15 protein-coding genes and 1 pseudogene are annotated in these 18,193 nt (G+C 42.6%); 6 read left to right on the top strand and 10 right to left on the bottom strand.

Annotated elements, in window-relative coordinates; all coding sequences use genetic code 11:
• Nucleotides 1-103: 103 nt before the first annotated feature.
• The 6 genes from H9647_RS13450 to H9647_RS13425 all read right to left on the bottom strand — a co-directional run bounded on the left by H9647_RS13450 (nt 104) and on the right by H9647_RS13425 (nt 4,853).
• The gene (locus tag H9647_RS13450) at nt 104-382 is read right to left on the bottom strand and encodes a hypothetical protein (protein WP_191800713.1); all 279 of its coding nucleotides are present in this window, start codon (nt 380-382) and stop codon (nt 104-106) included.
• Nucleotides 383-587: 205 nt separating this feature from the next.
• Complete coding sequence (locus tag H9647_RS13445) at nt 588-1,517, bottom strand: aldo/keto reductase (protein ID WP_191800711.1); 930 nt, start codon at nt 1,515-1,517, stop codon at nt 588-590.
• Between the two features lie 108 nt (nt 1,518-1,625).
• The gene (locus tag H9647_RS13440) at nt 1,626-2,846 is read right to left on the bottom strand and encodes an NAD(P)/FAD-dependent oxidoreductase (protein ID WP_191800709.1); all 1,221 of its coding nucleotides are present in this window, start codon (nt 2,844-2,846) and stop codon (nt 1,626-1,628) included.
• A 91-nt stretch (nt 2,847-2,937) separates the two neighbouring features.
• The gene (locus H9647_RS13435; RefSeq protein ID WP_191800706.1) at nt 2,938-3,897 is read right to left on the bottom strand and encodes a DUF4097 family beta strand repeat-containing protein; all 960 of its coding nucleotides are present in this window, start codon (nt 3,895-3,897) and stop codon (nt 2,938-2,940) included.
• Nucleotide 3,898: 1 nt separating this feature from the next.
• Nucleotides 3,899-4,513, bottom strand: coding sequence for a DUF1700 domain-containing protein (locus H9647_RS13430; RefSeq protein WP_191800704.1), 615 nt, complete (start codon nt 4,511-4,513; stop codon nt 3,899-3,901).
• 10 nt (nt 4,514-4,523) lie between these two features.
• A complete protein-coding gene (locus H9647_RS13425; RefSeq protein WP_191800702.1) occupies nt 4,524-4,853 on the bottom strand; it encodes a PadR family transcriptional regulator in 330 nt (109 codons plus the stop codon).
• 211 nt (nt 4,854-5,064) lie between these two features.
• Here H9647_RS13425 and H9647_RS13420 point away from each other — a divergent pair, with 211 nt between their 5' ends.
• On the top strand, nt 5,065-5,463 hold the full coding sequence (locus H9647_RS13420) for a YrhK family protein (RefSeq protein ID WP_191800700.1): 399 nt from the start codon (nt 5,065-5,067) through the stop codon (nt 5,461-5,463).
• 125 nt (nt 5,464-5,588) lie between these two features.
• On the opposite strand, the gene H9647_RS13415 is transcribed toward H9647_RS13420, so the two are convergent.
• Nucleotides 5,589-7,142, bottom strand: a complete 1,554-nt coding sequence (locus H9647_RS13415) for an FAD-dependent oxidoreductase (RefSeq protein ID WP_318245305.1) — start codon at nt 7,140-7,142, stop codon at nt 5,589-5,591.
• 279 nt (nt 7,143-7,421) lie between these two features.
• On the opposite strand from H9647_RS13415, the gene H9647_RS13410 reads away from it, so the two are divergent.
• The 3 genes and pseudogenes from H9647_RS13410 to H9647_RS26320 all read left to right on the top strand — a co-directional run.
• Nucleotides 7,422-10,241 (top strand): glycoside hydrolase family 3 protein, encoded by a 2,820-nt coding sequence (locus H9647_RS13410; RefSeq protein ID WP_191800698.1) that lies wholly within the window; start codon nt 7,422-7,424, stop codon nt 10,239-10,241.
• A 216-nt stretch (nt 10,242-10,457) separates the two neighbouring features.
• Nucleotides 10,458-12,890 carry a bifunctional diguanylate cyclase/phosphodiesterase gene (locus tag H9647_RS13405; protein ID WP_225229273.1) on the top strand — a complete coding sequence of 811 codons (2,433 nt, stop codon included), beginning with the start codon at nt 10,458-10,460 and terminating at the stop codon, nt 12,888-12,890.
• A gap of 42 nt (nt 12,891-12,932) precedes the next feature.
• Nucleotides 12,933-13,034: pseudogene (locus tag H9647_RS26320) on the top strand (DUF350 domain-containing protein); the annotation flags it as partial.
• A 97-nt stretch (nt 13,035-13,131) separates the two neighbouring features.
• Here the strand turns inward: H9647_RS26320 and H9647_RS13400 are convergent.
• On the bottom strand, nt 13,132-14,388 hold the full coding sequence (locus H9647_RS13400; RefSeq protein WP_191800696.1) for a DUF438 domain-containing protein: 1,257 nt from the start codon (nt 14,386-14,388) through the stop codon (nt 13,132-13,134).
• A gap of 346 nt (nt 14,389-14,734) precedes the next feature.
• On the opposite strand from H9647_RS13400, the gene H9647_RS13395 reads away from it, so the two are divergent.
• Together H9647_RS13395 and H9647_RS13390 are read left to right on the top strand one after the other, a co-directional pair.
• Nucleotides 14,735-15,808, top strand: a complete 1,074-nt coding sequence (locus H9647_RS13395) for a MerR family transcriptional regulator (protein WP_191800695.1) — start codon at nt 14,735-14,737, stop codon at nt 15,806-15,808.
• A gap of 65 nt (nt 15,809-15,873) precedes the next feature.
• The gene (locus tag H9647_RS13390; protein WP_191800693.1) at nt 15,874-17,166 is read left to right on the top strand and encodes an amidohydrolase; all 1,293 of its coding nucleotides are present in this window, start codon (nt 15,874-15,876) and stop codon (nt 17,164-17,166) included.
• A 70-nt stretch (nt 17,167-17,236) separates the two neighbouring features.
• On the opposite strand, the gene H9647_RS13385 is transcribed toward H9647_RS13390, so the two are convergent.
• Together H9647_RS13385 and H9647_RS13380 are read right to left on the bottom strand one after the other, a co-directional pair.
• Nucleotides 17,237-17,572, bottom strand: coding sequence for a hypothetical protein (locus H9647_RS13385; protein WP_191800691.1), 336 nt, complete (start codon nt 17,570-17,572; stop codon nt 17,237-17,239).
• On the bottom strand, nt 17,569-18,072 hold the full coding sequence (locus H9647_RS13380; RefSeq protein WP_191800689.1) for a helix-turn-helix transcriptional regulator: 504 nt from the start codon (nt 18,070-18,072) through the stop codon (nt 17,569-17,571). The genes H9647_RS13385 and H9647_RS13380 overlap by 4 nt, the downstream gene beginning before the upstream one ends.
• Nucleotides 18,073-18,193 lie beyond the last annotated feature (121 nt).

Raw genomic sequence — 18,193 nt, 5'->3', positions numbered from 1 at the left:
ACATGTGGATAAGGTTTTTTGTTTTTATTCTTTGTTTTTAAAGTAGAGAGGGATGAACCGACGTAGTTTCTTTGTAGAACTACAGATTTATCCCTTTTATTTGTTACCGGTGTGCTGCTGTATTCATGGCGAGCTCTGCAAGTGAATAATCATTTTTTTTGACATAAATTTCGTATACGGTATTGGCTTCGGAAGGGGACTTCTGTTTGCCCGTGCCCACAATATTAGTCTTGTAATCGATATAGTGGGCATTGAGATTTAAGAGCTTCTTATGGAAATCCTCTTCATTATGAGAGGCATAAAGCTGGATTTTGTAGCGCGAGAATAACTTTCTGTAGGCAAGGGTGAAAAGATTATCGGCGGTACCGATCCGCTGGGACATAGATAACACTCCTTTTACATTTGTTGTTGGGTGAGGAAGGGAGTCATTATAAACATCTCATAAACAAAAATGTAAATATTTTCTATTGTACATTATATTTTATTGCTTCTCTATCCCTTTATGACACATAAAAAAACAGCGCGATGCACTGCACCGCACTGTTTTCAATATTAATTCGCTAAAAGAAGAGAAAGAAAGAGAATCATTAGGAAAAGATACGACCAATCTCCGTGATTTCTGCCTGGGATAGTTTCACATCAAGGGCTTTTAAATTATTAACCACTTGTTCTGGACGTTTCGCGCCTGGAATGAGCGCATCTACAGACGGCTGAGTAAGATACCAGGCGAGAACAAGATGAGCCACTTCTACCTGTTTAGCATCTGCAATTGTACGAAGTTGCTCGACTTTGTCCAAGTTTCTCACAAACTGTTCACCTTGGAACTGTGGATTGTTTTTTCTGAGATCATCAAATGTTGTGTCTTTATTATATTTACCTGCCAGAAGTCCAGATACCAGTGGGAAATAAGGAATAAAGGTAATTTGGTTTGCTGCTGTATAAGGGAGAATTTCTTTCTCTACTTCCCGATTTAATAGATTATATTCGGATTGAAGTACATCAACATAACCGTCCTTATTCGCTTCTTTGAGCTGATCGATCGAGAAGTTAGATACCCCAATAGCACGAATTTTTCCCTCGTCTTTTAGACGTTGTAACATACCTACGGCTTCATCTTTGGGTGTATGTTCATCTGGAAAATGAATATAGTAGAGGTCTATGTAATCGGTCTGTAAGCGTTTGAGGCTGTCTTCGACTTGTTTTTTTAGAAATTCTGGTTTGTTGTTTGGTTTATAATCATTATTTTCATCATGGGCACCTTTTGTGGCAATCACGACCTGATCGCGAGCTTTGAGCTCCTTGATAACCTGACCAGTTAGCTCTTCGGAACGTCCAGGGCCATAAATAAATGCGGTATCCAGGAGATTAACCCCATTCTGAATCGCTGTGCGAACGACGTCCTTGCCCTGTTCCTCATTCAGGTTAGGGTATAAGTTATGCCCTCCCACTGCGTTTGCTCCAAGTCCGATTGGGTTTACTAAAAGATCTGATTTACCGAGTTTTGTGTGATTCGTCATTTTTTCGCCTCCTATAGTTATATATAAGACAAATTATACAAAATAAATCTGTGGAAATCAGAAGAACCTCTGACTAAATAGCCAGAGGGAGGTAAAAGCCTAAGTAAATCAAGGTGAATTTACACGGGGTCTATTTTGAAGATAGATTCCAAGATCCGGATTAGAACCTTTGACAATTACATCACGCAAAATACGGGACAGCACGGCATTGTACACCGTTCCGTTATCTCCATAACCCATAACGACATAACAGTGAGGATACTCCTCGTATTGTCCTATGATCGGCAGTCCGTCATGAGTTCCGCCATAAAATGCGCCCAGATAAAATTCAGGTTCAGCCTGAAGATCAGGGAAGAGCTTGAAAAGTTCTTTCATCAGCTTATCGCGGGTGTGAAGAATCTTCGAGTCTCGAGTGGAGGCATATGCAGTATCCTTATCCATTCCGCCAATAATAACCCGATCGTCTGGTGTGGTTCGCAGGTATATATACGGGCGGGCTGTCTCCCATATAAGCGTCCGTTTATACCAACTAGATAAATCCGGTACAGGCGTTGTAATAACAGCATAGGAGCTGTTTATAACTGCATTTTTTTCTACTTTAAATTCTTGATTCTCATATCCAGCAGCAATAATCACATGCTTTGCTTTGATCTGATGCCGATTCTTCGTATAAAAGATAGCTGAATCTTCTTCAAAACGGTGTCCGGTAACCTGAGTCTCGGCCCATACTTTACCGCCCACCTTTTCTACTGCTTCAAGGAGCCCATAAATGAATTTTAGTGGATTCATCTCTGCATCGTCATAGTAGTAAAGTGCTGCTTGTTTACGAAAAGGAAAGTGACTGCTAATTTTCTCTTCATCCCAGCGATCCACATGAAACCCGTATTTGCTAAGCAGTTTATGCTCTTGTTCGAGAGCGGGGATATCTTCCTCGTAACTTGCATAATACAGGCTGTCCCTGCGAACAAAATCAGCATCTACCGGCAGTTGACTGCACGTCATTTCAATATCATGAATAGCCTGCTCACATAGCTTTAGATGCCTGGCCGCTATTTCTTCGCCGAACGTATTGGCAAGGGAAACGAAACTTTTATCGCCTGCATATTGGATCAGCGCTGTGTTCGTGCTGGAACTTCCCTCACCAATTCGCCGCTGGTCTACCACCACAACTTGTAAACCTTCTTTGGCAAGAAGATAGGCAGCTTGTGCTCCCGAACTCCCCCCGCCAATTACGAGTACATCACATACGATATCCTCGGTCAGTGGCGGGTAAGATTTAGGATTAGTTACGGTAGTCGGCCAGTACAGTTTGCCGCTTAGTAAATCCATTAGAACGTAAAGCCTCCTTCTTTAGCTCAGATTGGCTTTAGTATGGATGAATAAGGGCTTATGCATACAAAGATGGTAGAGTAGGGGGATATTAGGGCTGTGTAATGTTGATATTGCCTGAAGTGGCACGTATCTTTATGAGTTCCGTTCCTGTTCGCAAAGAGTCTGGGGTACGCACATTACCTGATACGGCTTGCGCATCAAAAAATCCAGCAAAGTCACTAGCAGCGACGACATTGATATTTCCTGAGATCGTTTCAATGTCTAAGTTATCTGCAGTGTCTTGGACAAGATGAATATCCCCTGATTTCACACGAATGGTTGCCTCGCCAGATAGACCGTTAACCTTAAAATTGCCCGAAGTAAGGTTTGCCTTCACATCAGCATGCATATCTTCGATCTTAACATCGCCTGACTGCAGCTTCATCGTAATTTCATCAGCCTCTATGGAGCTAAGGTTTACGTTTCCAGAAGTGAGTTCTAAGCTGGCAGCTTCAGCAACCTTCACCTGATTTGCTTTCACCTCGCCAGAAGTGAGCTTTGCAGACAACTCATTGGCGTTGATATTGTTCAAATTCAGATTACCTGAGGTAGACGTAAGCGTAATTCGCTCTGCATTAAGACCGGTGATATCCTGATCGCTTGAGACAATTTCAAGAGTGAATTCCGTAAGTCTTTTTTGTTTGGGAACGGAAATCTCCATTACATTTCTACTGAAATCGGTGGAAAAGCTAAAAAAGGAGAAAGAATTTTTTGAGCGGGTATTAATCGTTAGAAGTTCGTTTTCTGGCTGAAGTTGGTTTAGCTGCTCTATGGTATCTGGGTTCCATTTTCCTTTAAAATGAACGGAAACCTGATCGTCGTTTGTTGAAGTAAATACGATGTTAGTGCTATCTTCTGTTTGGACTAGCAGGGAATTAACGTTCGCAGCATCGAAGCTTAGCTTTTGGTCATAGTCTTCACGTTTGTCACCGAAATCATATCCGAAGAAGGTAACTCCGACGAGACCGACCACAATGCAAAGAATGGCAAGCCGTATGGCATTTTTCATATCAATTATCCTTTCTTTTCAGTACTGTTTGGTTCCACTTGAAATATCCTGCAGTCCATCTTCCTAGTCTTTTCATAAGCCGAAGAGCGAAGATCCCAACCAAAATACCGATTCCAAAAAAAACAAGGCTGACAAAAAGTTCGGGGAGCACCACTTGCTTATGAACGATAATAAAATCAAGAATGGCAAGCCCGGGAGCGAGAATTCCGGATACCGATATTCCAGCAAATGAGATCCACAGAGCCCAAATGGTTGCAATGATCGGCAAGGCAAGAAGGAGATTCAAGAATACCAATCCGGTTGCTCTAAAGAAGCGCGGAGTCGTTCTATGGCTAGATGTTCCTTTCGGAATAGAAGGAGATCCTTGTGGTGACTTATTGTATGAGATCAGCTCTTCATCGTGAACTCGGCCCTGCGGGAAAAGTTTTCTATCTTGAAAATAACGGTCACCCAGTGCCTCCTTTATTAAATCCTCTGGATTCCCTAGTTCAACGGCAATCTCTTTTTCGCTTTTACCTTCGGACAATCCCATATCAAAATGCTGCTCGTAGTCACTGAGTAGTTCTGCTCGTTCCTGAGCCTCAAGTGGGTACAGTCCTTCTTTCATTCTGTTCATAAACTGAAGCCTATTCATTTGCTTCTCCTTCCTTCAGCAGGGAGCTGACGCTGTCTACAAAGTCATTCCATTCAGACTGTAGTACATGCATATAGCGTAAGCCCGTCTCTGTAAGTCTGTAATATTTTCTTGGAGGTCCTTCGGTAGATTCTTGAAGATAAGTTGTACAGTATCCATCGGATACAAGCCGTCTGAGGAGGGGATATAAGGCACCTTCTGCAATTTCAATATGCTTAGATACAGCTTGAGCCAGTTCATATCCATAACGGTCTCTGCGATGGATTAGGACGAGGACACACAGCTCGAGTACGCCCTTTTTAAACTGAGTATTCACATTCATCCTATGAGTTCCTTTCATGTTATGAAATAACGTAAACTAATGTTCTATACTATGTACTGTTTATTATACACTACTGCACATCATTTACTACCTATAAATACAAAATTTAGAAAATACAATCTTTTGCCCATGACTTTTTAAGTGTGAAAACATCGTGAATATCGTTTGATCCTGTGCCATTCGGGTAAATTTGCAGAAGGAGGGATGGAACGTGAAAGGTAAAATTCATACGGATATTCATAAAGAGGAAACTTCACGCAACCCTTCAGGGAAAAAAAGAGGGTTTCGTGTACATTTACATCGAAAGAAAAATTCACTTGTTAAAAAAAGAATTGAAATAAGAAATCGATACGAAACGGCACATATGGCGAGTGAGATCGTAACGGCCATTTTGTATTTGGTCGGTAGTTTTTTTCTCTTCTATCCAGATTTAAAAGTGATCGGTTCTATTATGTTTATACTAGGGAGTATTCAAATGCTCGTGCGATCTTTAATCCGCATGTCCTACTTGGTAAAGCTAAAAAAGTGGGATTATAGGGATCGGCATTCTTCGGTGGAGGGACAAGAACAAACAGATGAAGAGGCCTATCTTAATTCAGAACTCAAATAAATATTAATTATCCAGTAGAAAAAAGGTCATAACCTAAGTTCGGTATTTCTTTCGAACTTAAGTTGCGACCTTTTTGTATGCGTTTCTTAAAGGTGAATGGTTATTCAGCTCAGCTCATGAAGACGCTAAGCGTCCAGTTTTTTTAGAGGTTCGGAAGCAGGACCTTCCATGACCGTTCCATCATAGGAATAACGGGAGCCATGGCATGGACAATCCCAGGAACGTTCCCCCGAATTCCATTCGACTTCACATCCAAGATGAGTACATGTACGGTCTACAAGATGTACTTTGCCTTCGGGATCTTTATAAGCACCTGCCCGCTTTCCTTCATGCCACACAACGGAGCCTTCGTCTGTCCCCAGATCACCTAATTTAGGATGAGAAAGATCTACTTTTCCTGTAATCAATTCTTTTACCACATTCAAGTTTTCTTTGAGCACATTTTTGATCGATGGATCTGCTTTAAACCGGCCAGGATCATATAACTCTGCATAAGGATTGCTTCTCTTCATGATAAGATCGGTAAGAAGTCTTCCTGCAACGGTCCCCGTTGTCATGCCCCATTTGGCATATCCAGTTCCCACAAATACTCGGTTGTAAGCTCCTCCAATGGGACCGATGAAAGGTACCTTATCTATCGTAATCAGGTCTTGTGCTGACCAGCGGAAATATACTTTTTTGACACCAAAATGCTCGCCGGCAAATTTGAGAAGTTCCTCATAATGCTCATGTGTGCTGATGCCTTGTCCTGTTTTGTGATTCTCGCCGCCAACAATAAGCAGGTTTTTATCACCATACTGCACAGAGCGCAGGGATCGTTCCGGTGTATCGATGCTAATATACATATCCCCTTCATAGGAGGTTTCCGGTTCGATGGCAATCGCATAAGAGCGTTCAGCATGCATACGGGCAAAATATAGTCTTGGATCATGAAAAGGGAAGTGGCTTGCGGACACTACATATTTACTTGTGATATGATGGTCTCCATTTTCTAAAAAGACTTTTACATGATCTTCGTTTTCTTCGAGGTTCGCTGCCGTCGTTTTTTCATAGATTTGAACGCCGAGGCTGACAAGCTCCTCCGTTAATCGCTTAAGATACTGTAGTGGATGGAATCGCGCCTGATTTGGCAGACTGATGCCGCATACCGCTGGGACAGGAATCGTTAGGCGGTCATGCCATACACCCGGAATACTGAGCTGTTTGTAAGCCTCATATTCATCCTCTATTTTCTTTTGCTCTTTCTCATCTTCTGCTTGAAGATAGATATACGCATTCTCTTCACTTAATTGGCAGTCAATCTCCATTTCTGTGACGACACTGCGGATAAAACGCAGGGCTTCTTCATTCGCTTCATAATACAGCCGTGCTTTTTCAAAGCCAAAATGTTGCAAAAGTTCGTTATAGATCAGACCGTGCTGGGAAGTAATCTTAGCGGTGGTGTGTCCTGTTGTTCCATTAAGGACCATGCCTGCCTCGATCAAGGTCACTTTGTATCCTTCTTTAGCGAGAAGATAAGCGGTAGTTATACCGGTGATGCCAGCTCCGACGATCGTAACATCCGTTACTAGATTTTCTTGCAGTTTAGGAAAGGTAGGCAGAGGAGTGGTATCGCGCCACAAGGATTCTGGAGTTTTGGGCAGCTCGGTAGCGGACCAAGGTTCGATATGGTTATTCACAGCAAAAAACCTCCTATTTATATTCGTTCAGGGTACATACGAGTCTATTTTTCAATTATTACCACCAGCATATAAATAGAAACTCTGCGTATGAATATATTTTAGAAATAAATCCACTGTGTGCTTTTTTGCCTATTATTTTTACAGAAGAACCTTTATAATAGAGGCTAATCTAAAACGTTTTAGTGGATTTCATTCCATGGTATTGTAAGCGGTTCAATTTTGTTGATATTGGTAGGCAGACAAGTGACCAATTTGATAATCAAAGGAGAATAAAACATGACAAAAGCGGTGCAATTTCCTTTTCAAGATATAGAGCTTGATGTAGATCTGCGTGTAAAAGACCTAATATCAAGATTTACTCTTGATGAAAAAATAGAATCGATGCTGCAATACCAGCCTGCTATTGAGCGGCTTGGTGTAGGCGCTTACAAACATGGGACCGAAGCGGCTCATGGTCTCGCTTGGCTGGGTGAAGCGACGAGCTTTCCACAGCCGGTAGGTCTCGCTCATACGTGGGATACGGAACTAATGGAAGAGATCGGTTCTGTTATTGGTGATGAAGCAAGGGTGTTCTACAAACGGAATCCAGAAGTGAACGGGCTGACCTTGTGGGCACCTACGGTGGATATGGAGCGAGACCCAAGATGGGGACGTAATGAAGAAGCATACGGAGAAGATCCTGAGCTTACAGGTGAACTGACAACGAGCCTAATCAAAGGTATGCAAGGAGATCACCCTAAATATTATAAATCGATAGCGACATTGAAGCATTTCCTAGCTAACAATAATGAAGTAGATCGCGGCAGCGGGTCTTCAAGTATTGATCCTAGAAATATGCGTGAATATTATTTGAAAGCTTTTGAGAAGCCTTTCCTAAAAGGCGGAGCCCAGTCTATGATGACAGCTTACAATTCCATTAATGGAACGCCGGCACTGCTGCACCCTTTTGTCAAAGAAGTAGTTAAAGGTGAATGGGGAATGGACGGCTTTATTGTCAGCGATGCAGGTGATGTGATGGGCATTCTCAACGACCACAAGTATTATGATTCTCATACACCGGGAGTAGTAGAATCAATCCATGCCGGCATTGACAGTATTACAGATGATGCGGAATTATCTAAAAAAGCAATAAGAGAAGGACTCCTGATGGAGGCACTGACAGAATCAGATCTTGATCAAGCACTGTTTAATACATTCCGTGTGCGCTTCCGCCTAGGGGAATTTGATCCAGATGAGTTGAATCCATATGCCTCTATTGGTGAGGAAGCATTAATGACAGAAGAAGCAAAAGCATTATCATTGAAGGCTGCGAGGAAACAAATGGTTCTTTTGAAAAATGAAAGGAACACGTTGCCGCTGAACAAGGAGAAGCTGCAAAATGTAGCCGTTATTGGTGAACTTGGCGGTGTGGTCCTTCGGGATTGGTATGCAGGTACCCTTCCGTATAAAGTGACGCCACTTGAGGCCATTCAGAAGAAGCTTGCAGGTAAACAAGTACAATACTGTGATGCGAATGATCGCATAACCCTTACTTCTGTTGCGAGTGGCAAAGCGCTGGGTGTACTAGATGGGGAGAAAGCTTCTGTAGTAGCAAATGGAGCAGCAGAGACGTTTATTTTATCGGATTGGGGATTCGGGAGTGTAACTCTGCGTGCGGAATCGAGCGGCAAACTACTTACATCTGACGAAGAGCAGTTAACTGCATCCGCGGATGAAGCATACGGCTGGTTCGTAAAAGAAATTCTTCATCTGTTACCGCAAGAAGATGGAACGGTAGGAATGAGTACTTGGAACGACAAAAAAGTGACAGCTCCAAGTGGCGATATTGCAGCTCTCGCTGTGAACGAATCAATTAGTGAATTCGGAACGGAAGAGAAATTTAAACTTGAATTGATATCTGATGGCATTGCTGAGGCAGTTGAAGCAGCTAAATCGGCCGATACAGCCATCGTTTTTGTAGGGAATAACCCGCTGATTAACGGAAAAGAAGAGATTGACCGTCCAAGTCTGGAGCTTCCTGAATCGCAGCAACGTCTGTTAGAAGCCGTTTATGCAGTGAATCCAAATACAGTCGTTGTTGTCGTTGGAGCCTATCCATTTACGATGAACTGGGTAGAGGAGAACATTCCTGCGATCGTATATACATCTCATGCAGGACAGGAAATCGGAAATGCCATTGCTGATGTCTTATTCGGTGATTATGCTCCGGCAGGCAGACTGAATATGACTTGGTACAAATCGGAAGATCAACTGACTCATATCAAAGATTATGACATTATCAAATCGGAAAGAACGTATCAGTATTTCAAAGGTGATGTGCTGTATCCATTTGGGCATGGGTTAACGTATGCTTCTTTCAAGTACGACAATCTTAAACTGAGTGCTAGTGAGTTCAGTGAAGAAGATCTTATTACGGTAAGTGTAGATATTACGAATGAAAGTCAGGTTCCAAGTGATGAAGTCGTTCAATTCTACATTCGTGCGAATGAGTCCCGTGTGAAGCGTCCGCTCAAGACACTGAAAGGATTCCGACGTATCCACTTGGCACCAGGGGAGACCCAGACCGTTACCTTCGAACTGCCGGCTTCTGAGCTTGCATTCTGGGATGTAACACGAAGCAAATACTGTGTAGAGACAGGCAACTATCGTATTCTTATTGGTAAATCATCTGCAGATATTCAGGTTTCTGCTGACATTCAGGTGGAGGGTGAAGTCATCCCTGCCCGGAATTTAGCACTCGAAACACGCGCTGAGAATTACGATGACTACAGCGGGGTAGATCTGGATGAGTGTAAAGAAAGCGGAAGTTGTGTACGATCTTTAGAAGAAATCAGCTGGGTACTTTACCAAGGGGCTGATTTTGGAGAGGGAAGTGTTGGCTTTACCGGACGTTTATCCAGCGAATTTACAGATGCTGAGATTGAGATTCGTCTTGGCGCGCCAAACGGAACTCTTGCAGGTACGGTAGAAGTTGCAGCCAAAGGAGTACAGGGCTGGCAGACGGCATTTACTACACTTACTGAAGTAGCAGGAGTGCAGGATGTTTATATTATTCTTCCAAAAGGCGTTCGGATGAGTCGATTTACGATAGCCTAGTAAGAATCTGTTTTTTCTGTTGTGAGAGAAGGAGAGCATTGTTTTGTCTGGTATGAACGCCAGGCAGATAATGCTCTTTTTTTACATAAACGAATACTCTCGTATAAATTGGTCATCCCACGGTATCAAAGGTTACATTTTACGTTCACAAGGTCGATATATTATCCATGTACGTAATTTTTGAGTGGCGATTGCCACTTGCGGAAGAGGTTGTCCATGGAAATAGAACATATACATAATTCTTATGATCACATTTTTGTTTTTTTCTCTTTTGTTATTGCTGTATTCGCTTCGTATAATGTTCTGAATCTAGCCAAGACCATTAGTAGCTCCAGAGGGAAGAGTTACGGACTTTGGCTACTATATGGTGCTGTTGTTATGGGGATGGGTATCTGGTCGATGCACTTTGTCGGCATGCTTGCTAGCAACTTTACGGTTCCCGTTTCCTATAATCTTGAGATTATTATCACGTCTGTCATCGTTGCTATTGTTGCTTCATTTATTGCTCTCTATATTGTTGTCCATAAGAAGTTATCCAAAAGAAGATTGCTGGCGGGAGCTTCACTTTTTGCGTTAGGTATCTCAGCGATGCATTACATTGGGATGGAGGCGGTCGAACTTAAGATAACGTATGATCCGCTATTTTTCATTTTGTCCATTGTAATCGCCTTTGCTGCGTCAATTACTGCTCTAGGACTCACTTTCTATTTCCTTGGTGATAAAAAGTATAGAGAACGAGGAAAGAAGTTTGGAAGTGCTTTGTTAATGGGGGTTGGTATTGCTGGAATGCACTACACGGGGATGGCAGGAGCCCGCTATGAAGAAAGTCATAATCATGAATCCGCAGCAATGATGATTCAGCAAGAATGGCTCGCCTATTTTATTTCCATAGGCTCATTACTTACACTTGCGCTCTCTCTTCTAGGGCTGTATATATCAAGACGGTTTGTTCGTCAGGAGATGGCGATACAAGAAAGCGAGAAATGGTATAAGTCCTTATATGAAAGTAATCAGGACGGCATTATCTCTATTAATTCAGAACATATGATCATTGGATTCAACCCAGCTGCCGAAAGAATCATGGGAATTAAAGAAGAAAATTATAAAAGTAAACCCATCAGCTCGATTCTTTCTATTTTTGTGTTAGATCAGCATGAATATTTAAGAGAAGTGTATCTACGCTCATCCAAAGGAGAAATTCTCGGCTATGAATCAGCTATCTACCATCAAAGCGGAGATCAAATAGACCTGAGTATGGTGAATGCCCCTGTTCTTGTAGATGGAAACGTGATGGGAAACTACATCATTGCAAGAGACGTAACGGAGGAAAAAAGAACGAAGGAAAGAAACCATTTTCTTGCCTTTCATGATGAGCTCACCGGACTCCCAAATCGGAGGATGTTCAATCAGGATTTATCGGAAATGATTATAGAGCAACAGGACAGCGGCAATTCCTTTGTCGTAATGGTCATGGATATGGATCGGTTCAAAGTCATTAATGACTCTCTTGGACACGCATATGGTGATTTGTTCTTACAGCAGATGAGTAAGCGTATTAAACAAAGCTTAGCTGGAGAGAATGCCGTCGTCTCACGTATGGGTGGAGATGAGTTTGCTATTTTGCTAAAAGACGATATGAACGAAGGAGAAGCAGCTATTTTGGCTGAACAGATTATTAAGGAAATGGGTTTGCCTTATCAGCTTAAGGATAACGAATATTATGTTACGGCCAGCATTGGAATTGCGATCTATCCGCAGCATGGAATCAATGCCGTACAGCTGCAGCGAAATGCAGATATGGCCATGTATGAAGTGAAAAAACAGGGGAAAAACAGTTTTCATTTTTTCTCTAATGAGCTTAATGCTCAAATCACGGAACGAGTCGAACTTGAGGGGGAACTCCGGAAGTCGATTGAGAGAGAAGAGTTTGAGCTTTATTATCAGCCTCAGTTCCACGCAGAGGATACAAAGCTGATCGGGGTAGAAGCGTTGGTGAGATGGAATCATCCAGAGAAGGGAATACTGTCGCCTGCTTTATTTATTCCTGTTGCAGAAGAGATTGGTCTCATTACCAACCTTGGAACTTGGGTGCTTCGTGAAGCTTGCCGTCAGATGCATAAATGGCATGAAGAAGGAGGACCTTTAATTCCGGTATCTGTAAACCTATCATCACAACAATTCTATCAGCCGAATCTTGCGAGAGATATTAAGAAAATATTAGAAGAGACGGGACTTCATCCGGCGTATTTGGAACTCGAGATTACGGAAAGTATGATGATGGATGCGGAAACATCGAGTGAAATTCTTAAGGAGTTATCAAGTCTTGGAATACGGATCAGTCTCGATGATTTTGGGACAGGATACAGCTCTCTTAGTTACTTGAAAATGTTCCCGATTAACAAACTGAAAATTGATCGTTCTTTTATCCAGGACATCGCTGTGAGTGACAATGACAAGGCCATTGTAGCATCCATTATTTCCATGGCTCAGCATTTAAAGATGGACGTTATTGCAGAAGGAATTGAAACAAAGGATCAACTTGATATATTAGTTGCGAGTAATTGCAGTGAAATCCAAGGTTACTATTACAGCCGGCCGCTGCCTGCGGGAGAACTGGCTTCTAACTTTTTAGCCCTGCTCCATAAGTAATAGAAATTTCCTAGAAAGATCATAGTCTAATCCCAAACTATTAAAGTGTGTGAAGAGATTGAAAAGGGGAATATGGCGGTGGCCCAATTACTGCGCTCCATCATTATCGGGGTATCCTTCGTGATAGGAACGTTCCTGATGTAATGAAGACGAAATAAGCCCAGAACTCCTGATCAGGAGTTCTGGGCTTATTTTTATCTGCGGTCCAGGAAATGTTCAATTGGTCGGGTTTCCCCCTTACTTACTCAGAGAGTATCCGTTTTTGACCTGTTAGTTCCTGAATCGGTTTAATATTTTGAGTGAATTCTAGTGTACCTAAATAGGTTCCTTCTTCATCTCTTACGGCGAAATAGCGGATATAGACAAATTTATCTTTAAAAGGAATCCAGAAATCTTCTGAATCTTTGACACCTGCTTTGAAATCAGCAAGCAGCTGATTTACGACATGAACACTTTGCGGAGGATGGCAGTTCTGAACACTTCTGCCGATGACCGCCTTGGTCCGAACGAAGATTCTTTCTGGCCCCTGTGAAAAATATCGTACGATGTCATTCTCATCGATAAAAGTGAGGTCGACCGGTAAATGGTTGAGAATCGTCTCGAGCTGTTTAACTGATAAAATGCCTGTGCTCATTCGGACAAATCCTTCTTGCAGCGGAGAAGATTCTACTCCCGTATCAGTGCCAGGTTCCGCTGCTCTTTCGGGAATCCACACTTGATCGGGTGCAGTCAGGCAATACCCGACTTCTTCACTTTGGGCAGCGATCTGAAGCCATTCATCTTCTGTCAATTTATCGAGAGCCATAGGTAATAAAATATGTTCCTCTTTATAGATCATTTCTGTGACTTCGGTTAAGACACGTTTTGCCAGGTCTACTAATGCTTCGGCATTGCCATCAAAAGTAGTGAGTTTCTGTTTCACTTCTTTTATTCCAATTCGAATACCGTCATCTACCGCCCACATTACTTTCGTTGGTCCATAGATTCCGTATTTTTCGAGGAAAGGAAACAGTAAATTTTCTTTGCGGCTGTAGTGTTTGTCTACATCATACAGGAGACTGAAATCCTCCAGTAGTTGAAGGCGATTTGCTTCACATTGGTCCTTAAGAAAACGATCCAGATGCAGGGCGATTTTGAAATTGGCAAGTTGATCAATTTCCTTGTTCTCCATTTTAAAGGTATGCACAGGATGTCCGGGCTGTTCTTCAGGTTTGTTAGGTCTGTGAATATCTTGGATGGAACCTTTGAATACCGCCGCATGCACACTGCACAGCCTTTGTACTTCCGTTACCGGTATTCCTTCCTCCTGCATGAGAACTTGCTCGAGCTCCGAAATTTCATCAACTGATATTTCCCCAACCGCTTGATTGAATTTTTCTTTTACTTCCTCCACACTTTTCCCATGGTGCAGCTCTTTAATAATATCCTTGAGTATATTTATCCGAGCCGCTCGATCAGCAGAAACTCCATGTTCACGGTTATTAATTAATTCACTCATGATTTCACCCCTGTCTGAATCAATTTCATAACTCATTAAAATGATAAATTTGTAACTATATATAGACAAATAAAACCATTTTGATCTATATATACTCCTGATTAAAGCAACTAAAGGTATTATGAAATTGATTCAATCTATATATAAAAGCTTCCCTTTGTTCTTGTTTACATCTTTAAAGTTACCATCTCCCTACTGCCTGCCTTGTGATTACAAACACAGATAAAATGGAATTTCATTGAACAAAGAAAGGTAACTGCCTTCGCGGAAAAAATCATGCTAAGTTCTACTTCTATACCTTCACGTAACGTGAACGTTTATACTGATTTTATGAAGGGGTGAGGATATGGATCTGTTGCTGATTAAGGATATTTCAGAACGGCTTCAAATATCGGCAAGAGCAATTCGTTATTATGAGGAAAAAGGTCTAATCACACCTGTAAAGCAGGAGAACAGCGGATATCGGATGTTTACAGAACAGGATGCAGCAAGACTTCAAACGATTGTTTCCTTGAGAGAGGTAGGAATGTCTTTAGAAGAGATCGGACGTGTACTTGCTGAGATGGAGGCAGGGGACAGTGAGGATGTTCTTCATCATCTGGAACTGCAAAGAGCTGTTTTGTTTTCTCAGATGGTAGAGATCCGGCACTCCATCGAAACGACCGACCGAATCATTGCAAAGGGGAAGGAGCAGGCGAAACTGGAATGGGATGATATCTATGAATGGACGGCCAGCCTGCGGTATGCGAAAAAGCTGCGGACGAACTGGCGGGACCACTGGAACTATGACTCCCATGCCGTACATCATGACGAACGGGTAGAGAGCACTCAGCAGAAATATGGGGCCTATCCAAGTTACCGTACTGCCTTACGAAGGGTGCTTGAAGCAGTTCATCCGCAGAAAGGGGAAAAAGGGGTCGATCTCGGAACAGGAACAGGAAATTTAGCTGCACTATTTATGGAGAACGGAACAGAGATGAAAGGGATGGATCAATCGATTGCCATGCTGAGAGAGGCAGAGCGCAAACATCCGGGGTATGAGGTGAGGCTCGGTAATTTTTTGGCGATTCCTTATGATGATTATCAATTTGATTTTGCGGTAATGAGCTATGCTCTTCATCATCTTACAGAAGATCAGAAACTGCTTGCGTTCCTTGAGATCAAGCGAATTCTGAAGCCCCACGGACGCATTGGTATCGTCGATTTTATGTTTGAGAACCGTCAGGCGAGAGAAGAGTATCTGCATATGCTCAGAGGAGAAGGGAGAGACGATGTCATCATAGACATTGAAAAATCCTATTATGCCGATCGTTCTCGGTTAACTGGCTTCTTAGAAGAACAGGGATACGTGACCAAGACGGAAGAAATCCAGAAAAGACTTCATTTTATCTACGCGGTCCCGGTAAGAGGATATTTATAAGTTTAGGTGTTGACCTTCACGCCGCGTGATCCTTTACGCTTCTTTGTATTACAAAGGAGGTCACGATGATGAGACTAAAGATCGAGAATGCTTGGCTTGTTACGATGGAAGGAGAAGACTCTCCTTATAAGGGAGATCTGCTTATTGAGCAAGATCGGATTATAAAACGGGGAGACTGCTCTGCAAATGAGGCAGATGAAGTGATTGATGGGACTGGATTTGCGGTGCTGCCGGGACTCATTAACACTCATCAGCATAGTCCAATGAGCTTACTGCGAGCTTATTCTGATGATCTGAAACTGATGGACTGGCTTGATCAGAAGATACTGCCCGCCGAAGCGAATATGACAGAAGAAGATATTCGGGCAGGTGCACGGCTCGCTATGGCAGAGATGATTAAATCGGGAACAACGACTTTTGCAGATATGTACATTCATATGAATGCGATTGCAGAAACAGTAGAGGAAGTGGGAATAAGGGCTTCCTTGACGAGAGGACTCGTATTTCATGAACCGGATGGTGGAGTAAGAATGGCAGAAGCGCTGGATCTGATCGATCAGTGGCATGGAAAAGCAGAAGGACGAATAACGACGATGTTCGGCCCGCATGCCCCTTACACTTGTCCGCCAGACGCCTTACGTCAGGTAATTAGACTTGCTGAGGAGCGGGATATCCCCATTCATATTCATTTAGCGGAAACGGTGGAGGAAGTATCAACAATACGTCAGAAATATGGACAGACTCCTACGGAATATTTGCATGCCCTTGGGCTTTTTGATCAGTGTCATGTTCTGCTGGCTCATGGTGTGCATCTCAGCGAATCAGATATCCAGCTGCTCAAAGGGATGCAAGGCGGGGTGTCCCATAATCCGGTTAGTAATCTGAAGCTAGGCTGCGGGATCGCTCCTGTTCATAAACTGCAACAAGAAGGTGTTAATGTGGGACTTGGTACGGATGGAGCGGGCAGTGCAACAACACTTGATATGTTCGAAGAGATGAAGGCAGCCACATGGATGCAGAAATTGCAATATGGCGACCCCACGATTCTGCCTGCAAAAGAGGTGCTTAAGATGGCAACGATTCATGGTGCAAAGCTATTACGGCTTGATCATGAGATTGGCACCTTATCTCCAGGTAAGAAAGCTGATCTTATCCTGATCAACCTGAATAAACCGCATCTGACACCGCTGCATCAGCTTGAGTCACTGCTGGCTTATGGCGTGAGCGGTGCAGACGTGGACACGACCATTGTAAATGGAAAGATACTGATGCGAAACCGGAAGTTATTAACGATAGATGAGAAAGTTCTTCTTCGGGATGTGCAGATCCGAGCTGAACGCATCGTCCAGAGCGTATAGCGGAGAATACTCTTTCTGTAATGTATATAAAAAACCGGTAAAGAAGAGGCCACGAAGGCCAAACTTTTCTTTACCGGTTCGTTTTATGTAACGATGGAAACTTGCTGTTACCACTGTGCTTTTTTTGAGGTGAGGTTGCTTCATTCCTGTTCTGTTTTCTCCAGTTGCGAATGTAATTCGTAAGACCATCCAAAATAAGTCCGATTGTAATCCAGGTAAATAGGTGAACTACATAATGGATGTAGATATCCACTGGATCACCATAATTAAAATGAAGTTTCATATTTATAGGTCCCGTCAAAAAGAGACCAAGATGTTTGGTATCCCATTGTACATAGTCATCAACAATGGATAGAAAGGTGAGCCAGCATGTCCAGCGGGACAGAAGGGAGCGCAAGGTATTCATAAACTAATGCTTTTCTTGGGGTCATGATTTACACGGCGATCCCAGTCTACAGAATTAGCTAGATCCGTAAGTCTTGCGTGCGCCTCATCCTGATCAAATGTGCTGTACCAGCGAATATGAGCAGTATCGAGAATCCGGTAGTGCATACTGATCATATTTTGCTGCAAAATATAATCGCCTTCTCTTTCAATATCATTCCACCAGAGTTTTCCACCAAGCGTCCTGCCCTTCGGTCTTTCCAGAATACTATGTGCTGCCATTTCGATAATTTCCATCGGTTCTTCACCTAAAATAGATTGAATTGTTAGACTGTCAGGATGCAAAGCTACGAGAGCAACAACAGCAGTCCAACTTGCTTTGGAACGACCTTTTTCAATTTGGACGAGTGTTTTTTTAGAGATGCCCAAGACTTCAGCCATTTGCTCTTGGGTATATCCCATTTCCGTACGTACCAGTTTGATTTTACCGGATAAGAGCTGAATGAGCTGCTCTTTTGTCATTATGATTAAGCTCCTTCCCGCCTGTACCACTCAGATGAGAGGTAACATTTGGTTATTTCTAATTAGTGTAATTTTACACTTTTAAAAATAAACGGTCAATGATTCGTTAAGACTCCTCCTT

It is taken from the genome of Paenibacillus gallinarum (assembly GCF_014836635.1).
Taxonomy (GTDB): domain Bacteria; phylum Bacillota; class Bacilli; order Paenibacillales; family Paenibacillaceae; genus Paenibacillus; species Paenibacillus gallinarum.
This window is presented reverse-complemented; position numbering and strand designations above follow the sequence as displayed.